Below are 19,618 nucleotides of genomic sequence, written 5' to 3'. Positions count from 1 at the left end.
GACTGCCTCCGGTGGAGGTCGTTGCGGGTCGGTCGGGTCTCAGAACCGGGTCTGCGGGCGGACGGCGTGCGAGAGGTCGATCAGCCACTCGTGCTCGGCGGGCGCCTGCCGCTGCCGGGCCAGCCAGCGGTAGCACTGCTCCAGCTTCCGCCGGACGTCCCGCTCCCCGGGCACGGCCGGGGGCGGCAGGCCCGTCCGCAGCCGTCTGCCGCGTGGCCGCGGCCCGCCGGCCGCCGCGATTACCGCGTCGAGCTTCCACTCGTACAGCTCGGTCCGGAGCAGCCCGGCGGGTTCGTCGCCCGCGACCACCGGTGCCTGCGCACCCCGTGCCGGGGTGAGCAGGGCGAGGCAGGCGTCGATCTCCGCCGTACCGGGCAGCGGCCGCTCCCCCGTGGCGAGCCGGGCTGCCCGGATGCGGAACGCGGCGATCCGCGCGACGGTGTGGTCGCGCGACTCGTCGGGCACCAGGTCGAGGACCTCGATCGCCGCGGCCCGGTCGCCGCGTGCCAGGGCGAGCCTGGCCAGCCCCAGCGCGGCGCCGACGTGCGAGGGGTTGCGGGCGTGCACGGCCCGGAAGAGTTCGTACGCCGAGGGCCCGGCGGCCGCCGGCCCGTCCGCGCCGAGCTGTTCCGCGCCGTACGCCAGCGCCAGCTTGGCCGCGTACTCGCCGGGCAGTGCCCGGTGCACGGCGGAGAACTGCTCCAGCGCCGCTTCGAGCATCGGCTCCCGGTCTTCCAGCACGTCGGCGCCGCGCAGCGCGACGAGCCCCCGGTGCCAGCTGAGCCGCCACTCCCGGACCGGCCCCGGGCCCGGTATGGCGGCGGCCGCCTCGACCTGTTCCCGGGCCGCCGCGAGTGCCTCGTCGCCCTCCTGGCCGAGCAGCAGCCGGGCGTTGTGCAGGCAGATCTCCACCGACTGCTCGCCGTGGACGGGCTGGGTCAGCGGCTGTCCGGGGTCGTAGCTGCTGACCCCGAACCGGGCGGCCTGCGGGTCGCCCGGATAGGGCCGCGGGACCGGCAGCCGGCGGGCGATCTCGGTCGGGGTGGGGAGCCCGGAGTCGAGGGCGGGTGACTCGGGCGGCTCGTGGCGGCGGTAGACCGGGCGGCTGAGCCAGTGCGCGTAGTCGGGCACCGAACCCAGCCGGGCACCCAGGAGTTCGGTGGAGGGGGTGAAGTACTCGGAGGGTTCGGGCTGGTCGCGCTTGCCGCGCAGCGCCCGGATCTCGCGGAGCACACCGCGCAGTTGTCCGGCCATGTCGTCGGCGGAGCCGAACCGGCGCTCCGGGTCGTGCGCGGTGGCCCGCTCCACCACCAGCCGGAACGAGCTGATGCCGAGTCCGGGCACGTCGTCGCCGACCGCCCAGCCGGCCAGTTCGGCGAGGGTGACGCCGACCGTGTGGAGGTCGTGGGCGACGGTCAGCGGTCCGCCGCCGTCCATCTCGGGGGCGGCGAACCAGGGCGTGATCACGGGGGGGCGGGTCGGTGGCACCCGCCTTGCGGACCCCGCCGAGGTCGATGACCTTGATGCCGTCGCGGTGGTGGATGACGTTGGACGGCTTCATGTCGCCGTACAGGAAGTCCATGCCGTGCAGATGGGCGAGGGCCTCCAGGATCTGGCAGCCGTAGGTGATGACGTGCTCGATGTCGAGGACGAAGGCGCCCTGCCGGGCCGATTCGACGACGGCCGAGAGCGTCCGGTCGCCGACATCCTCCATCACGATGTAGCCGCCGGAGACCGTGCCGTCGGCGTTGCGGGTGCTGACGAAGTCGCGGATCTGGACGATGCGTTCGTGCCGGATGGCGACGAGGCTCCGGCGTTCCTCGCCGGCCTGGGCGGCGCCGCGTTCCGCGTAGCGGTTGAGGAGTCCCTTGACCGCGACGAGGTCCTCCAGATGGGTGTCCTCCGCCAGGTAGACCCAGCCCTGGCCGCCGTGCGCTATGGGGCCGCGGATCCGGTACTGGTCCTGGAGCGGCGGCCCGTCCTTCGTCAGTTCCGGGCGGTAGGAGTACGGGGCGCCGCAGCAGGGGCAGTGGCCCTCGTCCGGCGGCGGGGCCGCGGTGTACGGCGGGACGAACGCCACCCCGCAGGCCTTGGCCGAGCACGTCATCACGATGCGCACCGGCTGCTCGGCGGCGGTGAGCCGGTCGGCCGGGCTGCCCGGTTCCAGCAGCGGGAGTTCGAGGAGTCCGGCGGGGCCGTGCGCCTCGGGGGCGGCGGGCAGCGGCGGGAGTCCGGGGGCCGCCTCGTCGCGGCCGCAGGTGTCGCAGTAGCCGGTGGACAGGACGGCCCCGTCGCAGGGGGCTCCGGTGAAGCGGCGGTGCGGGCACGGAATCCTCATGGGCGACCCGCCGGACCCGGGCCGGTGCGCTGCCCCGGCAGGTCCGGGCGCCCGGACCTGGACGGCTCCTCGAGGTCGCCGCGTAACTCACGTAACAGCTGTTTCAGCGCGGCCAGTCGTTCCCGCGGGTCCGCGAGTGAGCGCAGTGCGCGCAGCTGGCGGCGGCGGGTGGCCGCGTCGATGACGGGACGGGGGACCATGGACGCCGAGTCGAGCAGGCCGCTCAGCCTGACCCGCTCCTCCTCGAAGCGCTCGGTCCTGCGCACCAGTTCCTCGGCCCGCTCGTCGAGAGCGGGCACCAGCAGGTCCCGTGCCACCTCGGCCAGCGCCGCTCCCCGGCCGCTGCGGAAGATGATCAGCAACCGGAAGCCGAGTGTCCGGACGCGGGCCAGCACAGGCACCAGCGCGCCCGGGTCCGGGTCCTCGTCCAGACCGATCACGGCGAGCACCGGGCCCGATCCGGCCGGGCGGCCGGCGACCGAGCGCTCCGGCTCGTCACCGCCCTCCAGCAGCCAGTCGCGGTACTCGTTGCGCTGGTGCCGGGGCGGCCGCAGCTGCGCGACCAGCGTCTCGACGAGTTCCTCCGGCCGGGTGCGGCCGCCCCGGTAGACCAGGTGGGCCCGGTGGAGCTGGTGCTGCAGGGTGCGGTCGCGGCCGCCGCCGTGCGGGACGACACCGAACCGCACCGCGGGCTGGTCGCCGTCCGCGAACCAGTCGCGCAGGCGCTGGGACAGCCCGCTGTCCCAGCCGTCGGGCCCGCTCAGTTCGGCCACCAGCGGCACGAGTTCGGCGACGCGGTCGACCGGGATCATGTACGAGAACGCCAGGTCGTTCTCGGTGGGCAGCGCCAGTTCCAGATCGCCGCGCCAGCTCACCACCAGTCCGACGACCTGCTCGGTGTGCGGCCCCTCGCCCCGCGTCTGCACGGCGGCGCCGCTGAACCCGGGACGCACCACCTCGGTGTTGGTCCCGGCGTCGAGCTGCACCCACGCGCCGTGCAGTCCGGGATCCGGCCGGTCAGCCACATGCCGTCGTCGAAGGCCTGGGAGTAGCCGCCGATCCACACCTCCCGGCCGCGCTCCATCCGCCGTCCCAGCGGCGCGGGCGCCGCCTGCGGCCGGGGGCTGTCCAGGGCGAGTACGGCGATGTCCTCACGGGCGGCCCCGTCCAGGCCGGGCAGCCAGCCGTCCGGCGCGACCCGGGCGGCGACCGGCGGGATTCCGGGGTTCTCCGCGAACTCCACCCACATCCGGGCGTCCGGTTCGCCGACGACGTGCGCGCAGGTCAGCATCCGGTCCTGGGTGAGCAGCACACCGGCCCCGCACACCGGGCCGTCCGCACCGCCGCGGCGCAACCGGAGCCGCCAGTCCGCTCTCAGCTCCCCCAACTCCCCCATAACGTCCGAGAGTACGCGCGTGGCGGCCGTCCTTCCCGGACTCCCGGCAGACTCCACCCTCCGGGTCACCCCGAGGGGCTACCGGAGATCACATCTCAGCGTGGCACCCGCCGTCCCCGGGTCCACGCCCAGCACCAGCCGCCGGCCGGTGGCGCGGACCTCGATGCCCGGGTCGGCCGGGACGGCCTCGCGCACCGGCCGGTCCCAGACCACCTCGAAGGGGCGGCCGGCGCGGTCGGGGCCGCTGATCCGGACCGTGGTCGTGCCCCGGCGCTCGCGTACGAGCACACTCGCCGGACCGGTCGACGAGAGCCGTCCGGCCGCGCCGGGCTGCCAGAAGTTGGCGGCGGTCAGCCCGAGCGAGCGCACGGCCACCGCCTGCACGGCCGCGGTGTTGGCGAGCACCGTCAGCCAGTGCCGGTCGGCGGCGCGGGCGGCGACGGTGCGCCGGGAGGCGCCGGGCATCAGCAGATAGAGGTAGCCGGCGTCGGCCGGGTCGGTGCCGTGGTCGAGCCAGAGGGTCTGCCAGTGGCGGGTGCGCGGCTCGGCGGAGCTGGTGGTGTTGATGTCGGACCAGGCTCCGGTCCTGGCCTCGCGCAGGGTGTGCAGCGCTGCGCCGCCGGGCAGCACCCAGCCGCCGTGCCCCGCCAGATGGGCCCAGCGGGGGTGTGCGCGGTCCTCGACGGTGAGGGTCTGCCCGCCCTCGTCCGGGCCCAGGTTGCGGTTGTCGACGACCGTCTCGACGGGGACCCCGTCGGCCGCGCTGATGCCGGCGCCGAGGCAGATGACCGCGTCCGCCGCGCAGAACCAGGACGTGCGGGCCTCCAGGGTGGAGCCGAGGCCCTTGACGTGCTGGCCGACCGCGGCGAACTCCCCGTCGTGGGCGCCGCCGACCCATCGCACGTCCGGCCGGGGTTCGCCCCACTCGCCGCCCGCCCGGTCCGCGAGCCGCTTGGTGGAGACGGTGGTGCCGGGCAGCCGGTACCAGTCGACGGTGGGCCAGAACCAGTCGGTGTACTGGCCGCCGCCGTCGGGGCCCTGCCACCAGTAGAGCATTCCGGCACCGGTGTGCCAGCCGCGCGGATTCTCGCCGTTGCCGCACTCGTAGGAGCTGATCCGCTCCGACGCCATGGAGAGGTTGGCGACCCACCCGGGGCGCCGGTGCACGGCCCGGTCCATGGCCGCGAACAGGGTGTGGCCGACGGGTTCGGGCGCGGCGGGGACCGGCGCGGCGGCGGCCGCGTGCAGCCGGGAGAGGTCGGCGACACCGAACTGCGGGGCGGTGAGGACCGGGCTGGTCGTGTCGCGTTCGATCCAGCCCTTGATCATGCCGTTCCACCGGTCCCGCTCGGCGTCGGAGGCACCGCCCGCCAGCAGGGCGACGGCCGCGATCAGTCCCTGGCCGTGGAAGTGGTCGCTGCGCATGACCTGGAGTTCGTCACTCTTGAGGAGTCCGCGGCTGATGGCCCGGCCATTGACGCTGTCCATCATCAGGCCGTCGTGGATGAGCGGCGCGTAGGCGTGTTCGACGCTGTCCAGGATGATCTGGCGGCCGGGGTCGGTGACCTCCCAGGTGGATCCGGCCAGCAGTGCGAAGAGCCGGCCGAGCCCGTCGAGCATGACCTGGCCGTACGTGCCCGAGTAGGCGATCCAGGTGTGCTGGACGAACGAGCCGTCGGCGTAGAGGCCGTCGCCCTCGGTCACGTAGGGGAAGACGGGCGAGAGGGCGTCGCGGGCGAGTGCGGTCCTGGCGGGGTCGCGGCCGAGGATGCCGCGCAGCGCGACGGAGCGGCACAGGTCGACCCGGTTGGCGCCGGTCGAGGTGCCGCTGTAATCGGTGAGCATGGTGTCGGGGATGAAGTGGTCGACGGCGGCGCAGGCGGCCGACACCCGCTCCTCGCCGAGCTGCGGGCGCAGCACGGAGACGATGTCCATGAGCAGGCGCGGGCTGCCGATCTGCCACTCCCACCAGTTCCCGTACCGGTCCGTGGCGGGGTGGTAGACCGTCGCGGAGAGGTGGTCGAGTCCGCGGACGATGTCGGCGAGCAGCCCCGCGTCGCCGGTGTGGCCGGTGCCCTGCTGGGCGTACGCCTGGGTCATCGTCCACAGCCGGGAGTAGCTCCAGGTGATGCCGGACGGCGGGTCGAAGGTGTGCCCGGCCCAGAGCGAGTCGGCGGCGGGTGCCATGGCCGAGCGGAATCCGGCGGCGAGTTCGCCGGTCCCGGCGAGCCGGGAGGCGTAGGGCTCGGTGGCGGGGTCGTAGCCGGTGCCGAGCGAGAGGTCGTTCCAGCGCAGCCGGAGCGTCTCGAACTCGTCCTCGGCCGCGCGGGCCGCGGGGGCGAGCGCCAGGCCGAGTGCGGTGGCGCTGCCGGTGGCGAGGAAGGCGCGGCGGGACCAGGCGGGCAGAAGTGTCACGGGAGTACCTCCGGAATCCAAGTGGTTCAGACCGGGCGGTGGTTGGTCAAGGGCGCGTCCCGAAAGCAGCGCCCCGGCACGCGCCCGCGACGACGCGAAGGGGGCGGAGCCGCCGACGGCCCCGCCCCCTTCAGTCGTTCCGCCGATCAGGCGCCGCAGTGGAAGCGGGCGTTCCCCCAGTCGGCGTGGTCGTTGCCGTTGCCGTCGCCGCCGTCGCCGACGACCAGCTCGACGTACTTGGCGCCGGTGACGTCCGCCGTCAGCGACCAGGCGGTGTCGGCGGCCTTGACGACCGGCGACTTCACCTTCTCCGTGCCGTCCGCCGTCACGGAGAACTGCACGCTGCCGGCGCTCTTCTGCACGTCGTCCACGCCCACCTCCGCGGTGAACGAGGTGCACTTCCCGCCGAGGTAGTAGCGGACCTTCGCGGGTGCGTGGGTGCCGAGGCCCTTGGGGTAGACGGTGCCGCCGATGGTCAGCGGGGTGCCGTCACCGGTGCCGGTCTCCCCGTTGGAGAGGTCGCGCTCGACCGGTCCCCAGCCGTTCTCGGAGGCCGTCCAGTCCAGGTCACTGGCCCAGCTATCCGTGGTGGGCGGCGGCGGCAGGGTCCGCACCGAGGTCTGCGCGCCGAGGGTGCGCCGGGCACCGCCCACGGTGTAGGCGGCCTCTGAACTCAGCTGGTACGCCTGGTACTTGGCGTCCACCGGCGGGGTGACCTGCCAGCTTCCGGTGACCTTCGCACCGGCCGCGACCGAGTCGAAGGTGACGGCGCCCGCGGGCTCGGCCTTCCAGCCCTCGGGGACGGTCAGGTCCACCGAGACGCCGGTGACCTCGGTGGCCTCGTAGTTGGTGAAGCTCGCCTTCACGGTGTTGGCGGTGCCCGGCTCCAAGGTCTCCGCGGCCGGCTGGACGGTGAGGGTGCCGCAGGCGGCCTGCTCTCCGGCGGGGGCCTTGCCGAGATCGGTCACGGTGAAGCCGTCGAGGGCGAAGTCGGCGCCCTCGGGTGCGTCGTCGCGCTTGCGCAGCCCGGTCCAGGTGTCGCCGCAGCCCGCCGTGACGGTCTCGGCGAAGTGGCCGGTGGTGTGCTGGGCGCCGATCGCGGTGGTCCGGGTGGTCACGGAGCCGGGCTTGCCGTCCGCGGTGATCCGGTCGTAGCCGTCGACCCACTCGTAGGCGCCGGCGTGGCTGGACTGGTAGTCGTACTCGACCCTGTAGCGGTGGCCGTCGGCCATCGGCACGGTCCAGGGGGCCGTCCGGTAGACGATTCCGGCGTTCTCCTCGTGGGCCTTGAGGGACTCCTTGCCGCCGAGGACGTCATCGATGAGCTTGCCGTTCCAGCCGGCCTGGGTGTATGGGGCGTGCAGCTGGGAGATGCTGGTGCGGGGGTCGGTGGAGCCGCCCGCGTCGCCCTTGAGGAAGGGGCCCCAGCCCTGGTCGACGTCCTCGAAGTCCTCGTACACGACGGTGTTCTTCTTGGTGGCCGGGGCGTTGGCGACGACGCGTACGTCATCGGCGCGGACGGTCGCCGCACTGCCCTTGGCGGCTTCGATGCGCAGCGTGGTGCGTCCGCCCGCGGGGGCGGTGAAGTTCACCTTGGCCCGCTGGAAGTACGTGCCGTGCCAGTCCGACGCGGCGACCTGGTCCTTGGCGGTGGAGCGGTCCACGGTCACGGACTGCCCGCCGGCCGACAGGGTGGTGCGGCGGGTCTTGCCGGGCTGGACCTCGATGAGGGCGGAGGCGGTGTAGCGCGTGCCGGGCTTCAGTCCGTCGATGCGCTGCGAGAGCGCGGCCGTGCCGGTGCCGGACAGCTCGGCGCTGTTGCGGCCCTGGTCGTCGGTGTTGCGGGCGGCGGTGCCGGTCTTCGACCAGTCGGTCAGCCCGTTGTCGTTGAAGCCGGGGTCGTCGACCGGGCTGCCCTCGCCCCACTTGGCGTCGGCGGCCTTCGGTGCCTTGTCCGGGTAGAGCACGTACGGCTGCCCGGCCTCGGCCTTCAGCGTGATCTTCCCGTCCACGGGCCGGACCGTGCCGGTCTTGACCCGGCCGTTGTCGGTGAGCTCGTAGACGGTGTACGCGCCCTTGGAGGGCACCGCCCAGCTGCTCGTACCGCCGGACTTGCTGTAGTGGTAGAGCTTCTTTCCACCGTCCCACGGGAGCAGGTAGTCGGTGCCGCTGAGCACCTTGCGGCCGTGGTCGTAGAAGGTCCGCTTCCCGTCCTCGACCGTGCCGCTGACCCCGCCGGTGAAGGCGATGTCGTTGCCGTCCCAGCGGGTGATCTTCTGCTGCTGGAGGTACTTGGCGGGCAGGTTGCGCTGCCAGATGTTGTCGTAGAAGGCGTTCCAGTCGGTCTCGCCGGTCCAGCCCTCGAACTCGTCGATGGCGCTCTGGCCGAGGACCGGGTCGTTGTTCCAGACGTCCTTCTCGCCGTTGCGGATGAACCGGATGATCTGCGAGTTCAGGCCCTTGTTGGTGGCGCCGCCGTAGTCGAGGTCATTGGCCCAGTGCGACCAGAGCGAGCCGCGCTCGAACTTGTCGGCCCATTCGCTGGCGACGTTCCAGCCCTGTGTCTGGAGCGACTGGAGGGTCTTGTCGGCGATCCAGCCGTGGGTGTAGTAGACGTCGATGTAGAGCATGCTGAGGTTGCTGTCGGTCTCGTTCCGCAGCTGCTGGAAGCGCTTGGCCAGGTCGCCGCTGTTGATGTCGCGGCGCTGGTCGATGTAGTAGCTCTGGTTCAGCCAGTTCCAGCCGGGCTTGGACTTGTCGACGAGCTTCTCGTCGAAGGCCTTCGCCTCCGGGTAGGCCTCGGTGGCGTTGACGTGGACGCCGAAGGTGGCGCCCCACTTCTTGCCGTCCTTCAGCAGCTCGTTGAGGTCCTTCAGCCCGCCGGCGCGCTTGTTGTAGTTGCCGCCGTAGTCGGGGTGGGCGGAGTCGTGGCCCTCGGAGGCGTACCCCTTGAGCAGCGCCAGCTGCCCGAGGCCGTCGGTGGCCAGCGAGATCCGCTTGACGTCGTCGAGGGTGCGCAGGAAGGGGTGGGTGGCCTGGCTGGCGAAGTTGAACGGGATGTGGGTGATGACCCGGTCCGCGGTGTCCTTGCTGCCGGGCGCGACCACGCCGATGGAGCGGAAGGCGACCGCGCCGTCCTGCCAGTCGACGGTCTTGTCGCCGTTGGCGTCGGGCGTGACGACGACCTTCGCCCAGGGCAGGTTGTCGCCGCTCTCGGGCTTGGGGGCGCCGTCGCCGCGGTAGGTCCACTGGCCGGACCAGACGCCGACCCGGGTGGAGCCGTCGTCGGTCTTGCGGGCCTGGTGCCAGAAGCGGGCGTCGTCGCCGCCGGTGGCGCCGGCGGGCTTGTCGTACGAGGAGTTGGACTCGACGGCGGCGGCCAGCGATCCGGTGTTGAGCAACGCGTAGGTGGCGCCGATCGGTGCGGCGTCGGCCTTCGTGGCGTCGGTGACCTTCGCGAAGACGTCCGCGGTCTTCGTCGAGTCGGGGTCCAGCTGGGTGAAGGCGGTCGCGGCTCCGGTGTCCGTGCCGGCGACGGAGACCAGGTCGTGGCCGGGGATGTCGATCGTGCCGACCCGGAACGCCGCGGTGTCGCGGACGGCGGTCACCTTGAAGGTGGTGGCGCGTCCGGAGACCGAGAGCGAGGCGTCGATCTCGACGCCGGGCAGATCGGCGAAGGTCAGCGTGTAGCGGGCGGCCGACTTGGTGATCCTGGGGGCGCCTTTGAGCTTCACGTCGTGCGCGGTGCCGTTGAGCGTGACGGCGGTGACCGGCCGGGTGCTGCCGGACAGCTGGTTCCCGGAGGCACGGTCGGTGTACGTCAGGACGCGCGGGAAGTCGTCCGCGACGGCGACGGCGAGCTGCGCGGACCCGATGACGGCGCCTGCCGGGACGGCCGATTCGGCCGCGGCGGGCGCGGGGGCGGCGGCTGAGGCGGGGAGGGCGGTCCCCACCAGAGCCAGGACGGCGGCTGAGGCGGCGGCAGCAGCGCCCGCCGTAGTGAATCTTGGCGACATGTGCTCTGCGTAGTCGCCATGTCCGGACACCGTCAACGACGTACGGCTCCGAGGGCCTCTCCAGTCCAACAACCGCTCTGCGTAAGTCCAAGTATGTCCACGTGGGGAGTGCGGGAAGCGGTACCGGTTCAGCGTTCAGATGTTGATCACGGTGGCCGGATGCGGGGTGGGTGGACACGCCAAGTAGCAACTGAGGGCGTCGAGTTGTGAAGACCTTCGGTTTTTGAGAGCGCTCTCAGTCACAAGTCTTGACGGTCGGCGCAGCCCTCGCGAGAGTGGTGCGCACCGCGGACGCGCTCGTTCCACCTCCCCGCACCTCCCGTACCGTCCCGCCGTCCGCGACCCTCCCGCCCTCCACCGTTTCCCACCCCCCACATCACCACCCCCCACGCCTCAGGAGTCCCCTCGTGATTTCGCGCAGACTGTTCCTGACGGGCGGCGCCGCCGCCTCCGCGACCGCACTCACCTACCCCCTGTGGGGAAGCGCGCTGAGCCCGCGCGCGTCGGCGGCCGCCGCGACCTGCGAACTGGCCCTGGAGAACAAATCCCTGTCCGGCAAGGTCAACGCCTACGTCACCGGCCACGAACAGGGCACCGACCGGTGGGTGCTGCTGCGGGCCGACGGCAGCGTCTACCACCCCGAGTCCCCCTCGGCGCCGCAGACCCCGCTGCCGGTCGACTGCGCCATCCCGCTGAACGCCGCGGGCGGCGCGCCCGTCGTGGTGACGCTGCCCCAGATGTACGGGGCCCGGGTCTACTTCGTGCACGACGACACCCTGGACTTCTACCTCAACCCGGGCCCCTCCCTGGTCGAGCCGGCCTTCGCCACCCCCACGGACTCGAACTACGGGCGCACCTGGTCGTTCTGCGAGTTCACCTTCAACCCGCAGCAGCTGTACGCGAACATCAGCTACGTCGACCTGGTGACCGCGCTGCCGATCGGTCTGACCCTGGAGGGCGACACCACGCACACCGTGGCCCCGCTCCCGAACGGCGCCGTGCAGAAGATCGCCGACGCCCTCACCGCCCAGGCCGCCACCGACGGGCAGCCCTGGGACCAGCTGGTGAAGCGCGGCTCGGACGGCAACGTGCTGCGGGTCATCTCGCCGCAGAACCTGATGGCCTCGTCCGCCGGCGACCCGAACGGGATGCCGTTCGGGGATCTGTTCACCGCACAGGTCGACGAGGTCTGGGAGAAGTACCGCTCGACGGACCTGCGGATCGACAATCAGGGCGGACGCGGCGTCTTCACCGGGCGGGTCACCGGCGACACCCTGACCTTCAACGGCGGGCACACCTTCTCCAAGCCCACCTCGCAGGACATCTTCACCTGCAACGGCGGCCCGTTCGCCAACAACCCGGCGGACTCCGACGACAAGAAGGGCCTGCTGGCCCGGCTCGGGGCCGGCTTCAACCGCTCGATCATGCTCAGCCACCCGGACCAGCCGAACGGCACCACGGTGGCGGACTACTACAAGGGTGACGTGACCAACCACTGGTCGCGGATCGTGCACGCCAACAGCCCGATCGGCTACGCCTTCCCGTACGACGACGTACGCCCCGACGGTGAGCCGGACGTCTCGGGCGCCGCGAACGACGGCAACCCGCGGCGCTTCACCGTGAGCGTCGGTTCCTGACGTCCCCCACGGAGACCGGCAGTGCCCCCGTCCGGGCGGGACGGGGGCACTGCCCTGTGCGGGCCCGTGCGGACACGGCCTAACGCCGGGCGTCGAGGCGGTGCTGCAGCCCGCCGTCCGGGCCGAAGACGTCCATGAAGTAGCCCCGCCCCAGCGAGATCCCTTCCTCGCGCTCCAGATACCCCGTGATCGACTCCTTGAGGTCATCGAATATCTCGGCATCCTCATCCGGATTGCGGGTCCGCACGATCAGCAGAGGGACACCGTCCGGACCGGCGCTCCGCTGGATCCCGTACACGTGCTTCTCCCCGCCGGACCGGCGGTAGCGTTCGGCCAGCCGGGCCGCGGCAGCGGGCGCGACGGTGGAGGTGGCCGTGGGGCCGGGCACGGCACGGGAGCGGCCCGGGTCCGGGGCGCTGTCCGTGGTGCAGCCGGACAGGAGGGCGACGCATCCGGCGCAGACCAGTGCCGTCCAGCGGGTGAGTGGATTCATCACGCCATTCTCACCGGATCGCGAACGCCCGTCTCGCAAACTGGAGTTCACAGCAAGCACTTACGACAACGGGCAACAAATGGGAATTGCTCCATTGGTGGAACCGGTGACGGCGCACACTCACCGGCCCCGAATTCCGCTCCATTCCCCGTCGCCGCCGGCCCCCTCACCTGGGAAGACGGCCACTTCATCGCAGCCTGTCAACTCCCGTTACCGACAAGGCCCTTGACGCCATATTCCGGTCCGCGACACCGTGCCTGTCATGCGACAGAAGAGAATGGTTCAGCTCATAGCCGCCGCCGCGGCCACCGCCGGAATACTCCTTTCCGTTCCGGCGACCGCCCAGGCGGCACCCACCCCCCACGGTCTGCGTTCCTTCCAGGCGGCCCACGGCCTGCGGCCCACCGGCTCGGTCGACGCGGCGACCGCCAGGTCACTGCAGGCGGCTCCGGACAGCGAACTGCGGACGGTCTTCAGGGTCGCCGCCGACCTCGGCCCGGCCGAGCTCGCCAACGCCCGGACCGTCATCGGCGTCGGCAAGGGCGCGCAGATTCCCGACCAGGGGCAGGTCATCGCCCTGATGACGGCCATGCAGGAATCCAAGTTCGTCAACTACCTGACCCCGGTCGACCACGACTCGCTCGGCATCTTCCAGCAGCGGCCGAGCACCGGCTGGGGCACCCCGGAACAGATCACGGACGTCCCCACGTCGTCCAAGTCGTTCTACGGAGTCGCCCCGTTCGGCAGCAACCCCGGCCTGATCCAGATCTCCGACTGGCAGAACAGGCCGCCGGGCGAGGTGTGCCAGGCGGTGCAGGTGTCGGCGTTCCCCGACGCCTACGCGCAGTGGGAGCAGTTCGCCCGCGACCTGCTGGCCCAGGAGGGCCCCACCGTCGACCCGATCTACTGAGACAGCCGTCACCCGCAGTCGCTACCCCCACACACAGGCGCCCCCGCCCTTGGGCGGGGGCGCCGTCGTGCGCGGGGCCGGGGCGTCAGCAGCCGCCGCAGTTGTAGTAGGTCACGTCCCAGTGGCTGCCCTCGTCCGCGTAGACGTTGCCGGAGCCGGACTGGTACTGGGGTGCGCCGTCACCGCGCAGGCCGATGTAGCTGAACACTCCGTGGATGTAGTTGGTGAGACAGGTGGTCTTGCCGAAGTCGAGCTTGTAGCCGTTCCAGTGCGAGTACGTGCCACTGGCGTGCCCGGTCTCGGTGCCGCCGGTGATGTTGAGCGCGCAGCCCGTGGCGCTCTTGAGGGTCTGGGCGCCCTGGGCGGTCGGCAGGTTGACCTGGTCGAAGGAGGTGCAGGTGGCGACGTTGCGGTTGGAGCAGCCACCGGAGGACGACCAGGTGACGCCGGACGAACTGAATCTGGCGGTCGCCTGGCTGTGGGTGAGCTTGCTGACGGCGAAGGCGTCCGTCGCGCCGGAGACGACGCCGACTCCGGGGGCGAAGAGGACTCCGAGGACGAGGGCGAGAGCGGTCAGGACGGGGCGCAGCGTCATACGGGACACCATGAGGACTCCTCCTGGGCATGACAACGTGGGGGCAGGGAGATAGTGCCCGAGTTCTACGCGCGTCCGCCAGAGGGCGTGGAGTGACGGTCGCGTGAATGCATGGCACCGCGCGTAACACCCGGAGCCTTGATGTTGAACTTTGAACTAGATGGGTCTACAGTGAATCTCGTTGAAGGTTAAACAACTACTTCGAGTCCCACTCGATCACGTCCCCGAGGAGGAGCCATGGCTCTGTTCAACCGCAAGAACAACGACACCCGGACCGCCACCACCACCGCCACCGTCGACCCGGCCCTGGCCGCCCTCACCGGCGACTACACGATCGACCCGTCCCACAGCAGCATCGGCTTCACCGTGCGCCACGCGATGGTCACCAACGTGCGCGGCTCCTTCGGTGAGCACGAGGGCAGCCTGAGGCTGGACGGCAGCAACCCGGCCGACTCCGCCGTGTCGATCGACGTCAAGATCGCCAGCGTGGACACCGGCATCGCGGACCGCGACGGCCACCTGGTCAGCGGCGACTTCTTCGACGCCGAGAAGTTCCCCCTCATGACGTTCCGCTCGACCTCCGCCGAGCAGCTCGGCGGCGACAAGTACCGCGTCACCGGCGACCTCACCATCAAGGACGTCACCCGGCCGCTCGCCATCGACCTGGAGTTCAACGGCTCCGCGACCGACGTGTACGGCAACGAGCGCGTCGGCTTCGAGGGCGGCACGGACATCCTGCGCTCCGACTGGGGCCTGACCTGGAACGCGGCGCTGGAGACCGGTGGCGTGATGGTCAGCGACAAGGTGAAGCTGAACTTCGACATCTCCGCGATCAAGGCCGCCGCACCGCAGGCCTGACACCGGAGGAACCCCCGGCCCGAGCGCGCCCGCCGCCCACCCCTGCACGGGGGAGGACGGCGGGCGCTCGGCGTCTCGGGGCCCGTCGGTCCGACCGCTACCGCTCCCGTCCACCCAACCTGTTGTGAACCTGCCCTCGAATGTAGTACTTCTTATACATGAGCGAGCAGGTTTACAACAGGTTGGCGATGGTGCGCGCGGAACGCAAGGTGTCGCGGCAGGCGCTGGCCGAAGCGGTCGGTGCCCACTACCAGACCATCGGGTACATCGAGCGCGGGCAGTACAACCCGAGCCTCGATCTTGCGCTGCGCGTCGCCGAGTTCTTCGATCTGCCGGTGGAGGCCCTGTTCTCCCTCCGGCCGTTCCGCCCGCTCACGGACGAGGTCTACGGGAGGAAGCAATGACCACCACGGGCGCGACCCGGCACACCCGCTACGACCGGCGCATGTTCGCCGTGATGAACAACCCCCGGGCGGGCGCGCTGCACGCGACGGCCGCGCGCCGCCGCACGGCCGTCGCCGCCCATGTGGTGCTCACGGCGGCGGGCGTGGCCGCGGGCACCGGCGCCTACGCGAGCGACCGGCCCTGGCCCGCCGTCGCCGCACTCGTCCTGCTCGCCCCCTGGTGCCTGGCGACCGGCGTGATCAACGGCGCCACCCGGGGGCTGCTCGAACTGCGCACGCACGTCCTGGACGAACGCCGGCGCGCGGAGCGGGACGGGGTACGGGCGCGGGCGCACCGCCTGGCCACGTATCTGCCGGCCTGCGCGGTCCTCGGTGTCGCCGCGGCCGACTGGAGCGGTCAGGTACGGGCCGGAGCCCTGCTCGTCCCCGTCCTGGCCGCGGTCTTCGTCACGCACTGGCTGATGCCGCTGTGGGTGGCCGGCCTCATGGCGCGGGACAAGCCGGCGGGGGAAGCGGAGCAGGGGCCCGAGTCGCTGTAGGACGTGTCACGGAGGGCCGTGGGGCGTGTTCCGGAAGTCCCGTCCGGCCGGGCAGCTCTTCCCGAAGGCCGATCGGCGACCGCACACATGTACCGGCTCCGACGACGAGGAAGCGCCTGGTGGCTCTTCCTGACCCCGGTGCCAGCCGGGCGGTTCTCGTCGGCGTCGACAAGTACCGGCATCTGCCCTCACTGCGCCCGGTGGGCCGGGGCCGCGACCGGCTGGCCGAGCCGCTGAGGGACCCGACCGTGTGGGGGCTGGATCAGCGCCATGTCACGGTGCTGGGAGCGCAGGCCTCTCGCGATGACATCCTCACGGCCGTCAAGCGGGCCGCACGGGAGACGACGGACACGTTCCTGCTCTACTTCGCGGGGCATGGTCTGCGCAGCAGGGGCGGGAGCGCCCAGCAGCTGCACCTGGCGCTGACCGGTGCCGACGACGAGCATCCGCAGATCGGCAGCATCGCCTACCATGACATCCGGGACATCCTCACCGCCGGACACCAGGCGCGCCGCAGGATCGTTCTGCTCGACTGCTGCTACAGCGGGCCGGCGGGCGGCATGGGGCAGCAGGCAGCTCCCCATGAGGAGCTGCAGCAGGCGGCGATCGAGGGGAGCTATCTCCTCACCTCCGCCTCCAGCACCCAGCGGGCCTTCGCCCACGACGGCCGGCCCTACCCGGAGTTCACCGGCGCGCTGATCGGGGTGCTGGAACAAGGCATCCCCTCGGCGGGTCCCGAGCTCACCCTGGGCCAGACCTGGCGAGCCGCCCGTGCCACCCTCCTGCGGCGCGGAGATCCGGAGCCCCAGCAGTTCGGCCAGAACGCCGCGGGCCAGCTCCCCTGGGTGCGGAACCGGGCGCACGGCGCGCCGGCCGGAGGCGGATTCCGGGCTCGTGGCCCGCAGGTGTCAACCGCGCGCCGGCGAAAGGCCGCACGGGTCCTGAGGGTGCTCGGCATGCCCCTCGTGACGCTGGCCCTCGCCACTCCGGTCATCCCGGACGGCCCGCCCGCTCAGGGTACGGACGACCGGGCATCCGGAGGCCGCTCGGCGGCGCCTCGGGTGCGGCCGTCACCGGCGGTCGCACCGAGCGCGTCCCCCACCCCGTCCAGCGGCAAACCCCCCAAGCAGCCCGGCCCGGACCCGACACCCCGGACGCACTCCGGGGACAAGGGGGTCCGGGTCCCACTCGCGCGCTCGTACGTCGGGCAGAGCGGTTTCCTCTCGGCTGTCGCCTACGCACCCGACGGCCGCCTCATCGCCAGCGGGACCGAGAACGGGAGCATCTACCTGTGGAACGCCGATACCGCCAAGAGGGTGCGAATCCTGTCCGGGCACAGCGAGAGGATCACGAGCCTGGCCTTCGATCCGGGCAGCTCCACTCTGGCCAGTGCCAGCAGCGACAGGACCGTCCGCCTGTGGGACGTGTCCAGCGGCACGTCGCTCCACACCCTGAGCCACCCCGGCGAGGTCTACTCGGTGGCCTTCAGCCCGGACGGGGGAACGCTCGTGAGCGGTGGCCAAGGCGACGCCGTCCGCCTGTGGAGCGTCAGCGTCGGCAGTGCGCTCGAAACATTCGAGGACCAGAAGGAGGACGTGCTCGCCGTGGCCTTCAGCCCCGACGGGGAGAGCGTCCTCAGCGGCAGCTACGAGAGATCGGCCGCGGAGTACGACGTGGGCGGCAGCTGGACCTGGCGCGACGAGAAGCTGTCGTCCGACGCCATCACCGCGGTGGCGTACGTCCCCAAGGACTACGTCAGGGCTGCCGGAGGGTACGACAAGGTGATCCGGACCTGGACCGGCCCCGACTCCGGCACGAAGACGTTCAAGGGACACACCGAATCGATCACCGCGTTGGCCTTCAGTCCCGACGGGAAGGTACTCGCGAGCGCCGGCCTGGACGCCATCCGGCTGTGGGACGCGCAGAAGGCCACGCCCCTCAGAACGACCCCGGGCGCCGGCAGCACCATGGACATCGCCTTCAGCCCCGACGGCACGCACCTCGCCGGCGTCAGCGGCAGAGCGGTACAGCTCTGGAGCATCACCCGGTAGATCGCATCTCGGAACACCGGCGCGGCCGGACCCGGCGACACACCGGGGTTCGAGTCCTGTCGGGTGACGTCGCCTGGTCCGGGCCCGGGTCCCGCCAAGGCCAGTGCTGCCGCCAGTCGCTGATGCGCAGAACAGCGAGAGGGGTAGGACGGTGATCGGTTCCAGCTTGTATCAATAGCTTGACACATCGATCATCGACCGGTCAGATTGTGGCAAGCCATTGATACAAGTAATGGAGGTCTTGTGGTCCCGACCATCAATTTTCTCCTTGCAGCGCCGTTCGTCGTCGGGCTGCTGGTGCTCTTGCGTCCGCGGCGCCAAGGAGAGGCCCCTCTCGCTGGCGCACTTGGGCGATACCACCAACATGCCTCACGGTGGCGGACAAGAGGCCTGGCGGCGGGCCTGGCCGCTGCCAGCTGCCTCATGTTCGAAATGAGTGCCTTGCTGGCAGGAACGGTCTTCGGTGTGTGCGTCATCACCGGTGTCCTGATCGGTGAACTGCGGGCCCCCCGCCCCGAGGGGGCAGTGCGCGCGGCCATGCTGACGCCGCGGCATGTGCGGGACTACCTTCCTCGCCGGTACAGCCTCTTGCTCGGCGCACTCGTCCTGGCCTTGGCTGTGCTCCTCACGTTCGTCATCACCGTGACGCGCAGTATGGTCGGCCCGGACAGCTTCATCCACGCCGCTTGTCCGGGCGACGTGGAGTTCGTAGTCTCGCAGCGGGAGATCCTTTCAGCGGTCCTGGGTGTGGTCGTCTGCGTCGTCGGCGGAGCAGGAGTGTGCCTCTTCGCCGTTCGGAGGATCGTGACCCGGCCCGCATTGCCCGGCAGTCCGGTTCCGGATGCGGCGGACCACGCTCTGCGCGCGGCCTCTGCCGAAGCGGTGACCTTGGTCTGGGGGTGCCTGGTGGCGTCATCCCTGCTCGCATCCGCCGCGATCGCAAGCATCTACCTTGAGTCCTTGGCCTCGGCTCCATGCAACAACCATGGGCTGGCGGCGCCCAGCATCCTCGTCTACCTAGTGGTTGCCAGTTCCGCGGCTGGGCTGATCTACCTGCTCGTCCGTCTGACGCGCCTGCCCGGCCTCAGCGGTGCTCCCGTATGAAGGCGCTGAGCGTTTGCGTGGACACCGCCAGTCCTGTCCCGCCGTACGAACAGGTACGCATCCAAATCGCCGACCTCATTATCGGCGGCCATCTCGTCGAGGACGACCGGCTTCCGACCGTGCGCCAACTCGCTGCGGACCTTGGACTGGCCACGGGCACTGTGGCCCGTACTTACCGAGAACTGGAATCAGCTGGCCTGGTGCGTAGTCGGCGTGGTGCAGGGACCCGCGTCGCTCCGGGCCACGCACCCGCCCCTGAGTCGGGGCTCGTCCAGGCAGCCCGGACATTCGTCACTACCGGCCGCCGACTTGGGGCAGACGATGCCCAACTGCTCGCCGCTGTCCGTGTCGCCCTCAGCGCACCCCCGGAGAAATGACGCAGCGGATTCGTCCCGGGGCGGGCGCATGGCACGCAAGCGCCATGGACGGGACAGCTTCCGCGTGAACCCTGTCGGAGTGAATTCCGAAATAATCGCCAACGCCTCCGACGATGGGGGCTTGCTCGCTCGCCACACACTCGCGATCGGCGGGTGAGAACGACAAAGAGCCAGACTCGGTGGGACTGAGTCTGGCTCTTTGTCCGTGGCAATCGACTGGGCAGAGGCGCGAGAGCTCAACACTGGCGCTTCCCGCTGACTGCACCCTCGATGGGAACCACCGGCACAGCGATCGCTGAGGCCTGCCCGGCTGTCCAGGAAGGCTGTAGCGGCCAACAGCGGTTGCTGAGAGTCGCTGTGCTCGCGGTACTCCTCTGCTGTACTTCCGGCCTAGGTGTTCTGTCCACGGAGGTTGGTGACGGATCCCACGGCTGGGTGATCTTGAACAAGTGAGGGCCTTCCGGGTTCGGTGTGGATTGCGACAT

At 71.1% G+C, this 19,618-nt stretch carries 12 protein-coding genes and 2 pseudogenes; 8 read left to right on the top strand and 6 right to left on the bottom strand.

Features of this window, described 5'->3' with window-relative positions:
* Nucleotides 1-39: 39 nt before the first annotated feature.
* The 4 genes and pseudogenes from ACIQM0_RS35110 to ACIQM0_RS35095 form a co-directional block, all read right to left on the bottom strand.
* Nucleotides 40-2,338, bottom strand: a pseudogene (locus ACIQM0_RS35110) (tetratricopeptide repeat protein).
* Nucleotides 2,335-3,725, bottom strand: a pseudogene (locus tag ACIQM0_RS35105) (serine protease). The pseudogenes ACIQM0_RS35110 and ACIQM0_RS35105 overlap by 4 nt, the downstream one beginning before the upstream one ends.
* 87 nt (nucleotides 3,726-3,812) lie before the next feature.
* Nucleotides 3,813-6,140, bottom strand: coding sequence for a polysaccharide lyase 8 family protein (locus ACIQM0_RS35100; protein ID WP_401294719.1), 2,328 nt, complete (start codon nucleotides 6,138-6,140; stop codon nucleotides 3,813-3,815).
* 155 nt (nucleotides 6,141-6,295) lie between these two features.
* The gene (locus ACIQM0_RS35095; protein ID WP_401294635.1) at nucleotides 6,296-10,165 is read right to left on the bottom strand and encodes an endo-alpha-N-acetylgalactosaminidase family protein; all 3,870 of its coding nucleotides are present in this window, start codon (nucleotides 10,163-10,165) and stop codon (nucleotides 6,296-6,298) included.
* A 407-nt stretch (nucleotides 10,166-10,572) separates the two neighbouring features.
* Between ACIQM0_RS35095 and ACIQM0_RS35090 the strand changes: the two genes are divergently transcribed.
* Nucleotides 10,573-11,802, top strand: coding sequence for a glycoside hydrolase family 64 protein (locus ACIQM0_RS35090; RefSeq protein ID WP_401294633.1), 1,230 nt, complete (start codon nucleotides 10,573-10,575; stop codon nucleotides 11,800-11,802).
* Nucleotides 11,803-11,881: 79 nt separating this feature from the next.
* Here the strand turns inward: ACIQM0_RS35090 and ACIQM0_RS35085 are convergent, their stop codons facing one another.
* The gene (locus ACIQM0_RS35085) at nucleotides 11,882-12,295 is read right to left on the bottom strand and encodes a hypothetical protein (RefSeq protein WP_401294631.1); all 414 of its coding nucleotides are present in this window, start codon (nucleotides 12,293-12,295) and stop codon (nucleotides 11,882-11,884) included.
* 262 nt (nucleotides 12,296-12,557) lie between these two features.
* Between ACIQM0_RS35085 and ACIQM0_RS35080 the strand changes: the two genes are divergently transcribed.
* Entirely contained in the window at nucleotides 12,558-13,205 is a 648-nt protein-coding gene (locus ACIQM0_RS35080; protein WP_401294629.1) for a peptidoglycan-binding protein, read from the top strand.
* An 85-nt stretch (nucleotides 13,206-13,290) separates the two neighbouring features.
* Here ACIQM0_RS35080 and ACIQM0_RS35075 read toward each other — a convergent pair whose 3' ends face one another.
* Complete coding sequence (locus ACIQM0_RS35075; RefSeq protein ID WP_363030139.1) at nucleotides 13,291-13,812, bottom strand: hypothetical protein; 522 nt, start codon at nucleotides 13,810-13,812, stop codon at nucleotides 13,291-13,293.
* Nucleotides 13,813-14,037: 225 nt separating this feature from the next.
* On the opposite strand from ACIQM0_RS35075, the gene ACIQM0_RS35070 reads away from it, so the two are divergent.
* The 6 genes from ACIQM0_RS35070 to ACIQM0_RS35045 all read left to right on the top strand — a co-directional run bounded on the left by ACIQM0_RS35070 (nucleotide 14,038) and on the right by ACIQM0_RS35045 (nucleotide 19,133).
* The gene (locus ACIQM0_RS35070; protein WP_385030300.1) at nucleotides 14,038-14,658 is read left to right on the top strand and encodes a YceI family protein; all 621 of its coding nucleotides are present in this window, start codon (nucleotides 14,038-14,040) and stop codon (nucleotides 14,656-14,658) included.
* Nucleotides 14,659-14,816: 158 nt separating this feature from the next.
* Complete coding sequence (locus ACIQM0_RS35065) at nucleotides 14,817-15,062, top strand: helix-turn-helix transcriptional regulator (protein WP_401294626.1); 246 nt, start codon at nucleotides 14,817-14,819, stop codon at nucleotides 15,060-15,062.
* On the top strand, nucleotides 15,059-15,601 hold the full coding sequence (locus tag ACIQM0_RS35060; protein WP_401294624.1) for a hypothetical protein: 543 nt from the start codon (nucleotides 15,059-15,061) through the stop codon (nucleotides 15,599-15,601). Before ACIQM0_RS35065 ends, ACIQM0_RS35060 begins: the two co-directional genes overlap by 4 nt.
* A gap of 119 nt (nucleotides 15,602-15,720) precedes the next feature.
* Nucleotides 15,721-17,652, top strand: a complete 1,932-nt coding sequence (locus ACIQM0_RS35055) for a caspase family protein (protein WP_401294622.1) — start codon at nucleotides 15,721-15,723, stop codon at nucleotides 17,650-17,652.
* A 432-nt stretch (nucleotides 17,653-18,084) separates the two neighbouring features.
* Nucleotides 18,085-18,756, top strand: coding sequence for a hypothetical protein (locus ACIQM0_RS35050; protein WP_401294620.1), 672 nt, complete (start codon nucleotides 18,085-18,087; stop codon nucleotides 18,754-18,756).
* The gene (locus ACIQM0_RS35045; protein WP_401294618.1) at nucleotides 18,753-19,133 is read left to right on the top strand and encodes a GntR family transcriptional regulator; all 381 of its coding nucleotides are present in this window, start codon (nucleotides 18,753-18,755) and stop codon (nucleotides 19,131-19,133) included. Before ACIQM0_RS35050 ends, ACIQM0_RS35045 begins: the two co-directional genes overlap by 4 nt.
* Nucleotides 19,134-19,618 lie beyond the last annotated feature (485 nt).

Source organism: Streptomyces sp. NPDC091387, assembly GCF_044756945.1.
Taxonomy (GTDB): domain Bacteria; phylum Actinomycetota; class Actinomycetes; order Streptomycetales; family Streptomycetaceae; genus Streptomyces.
This window is presented reverse-complemented; position numbering and strand designations above follow the sequence as displayed.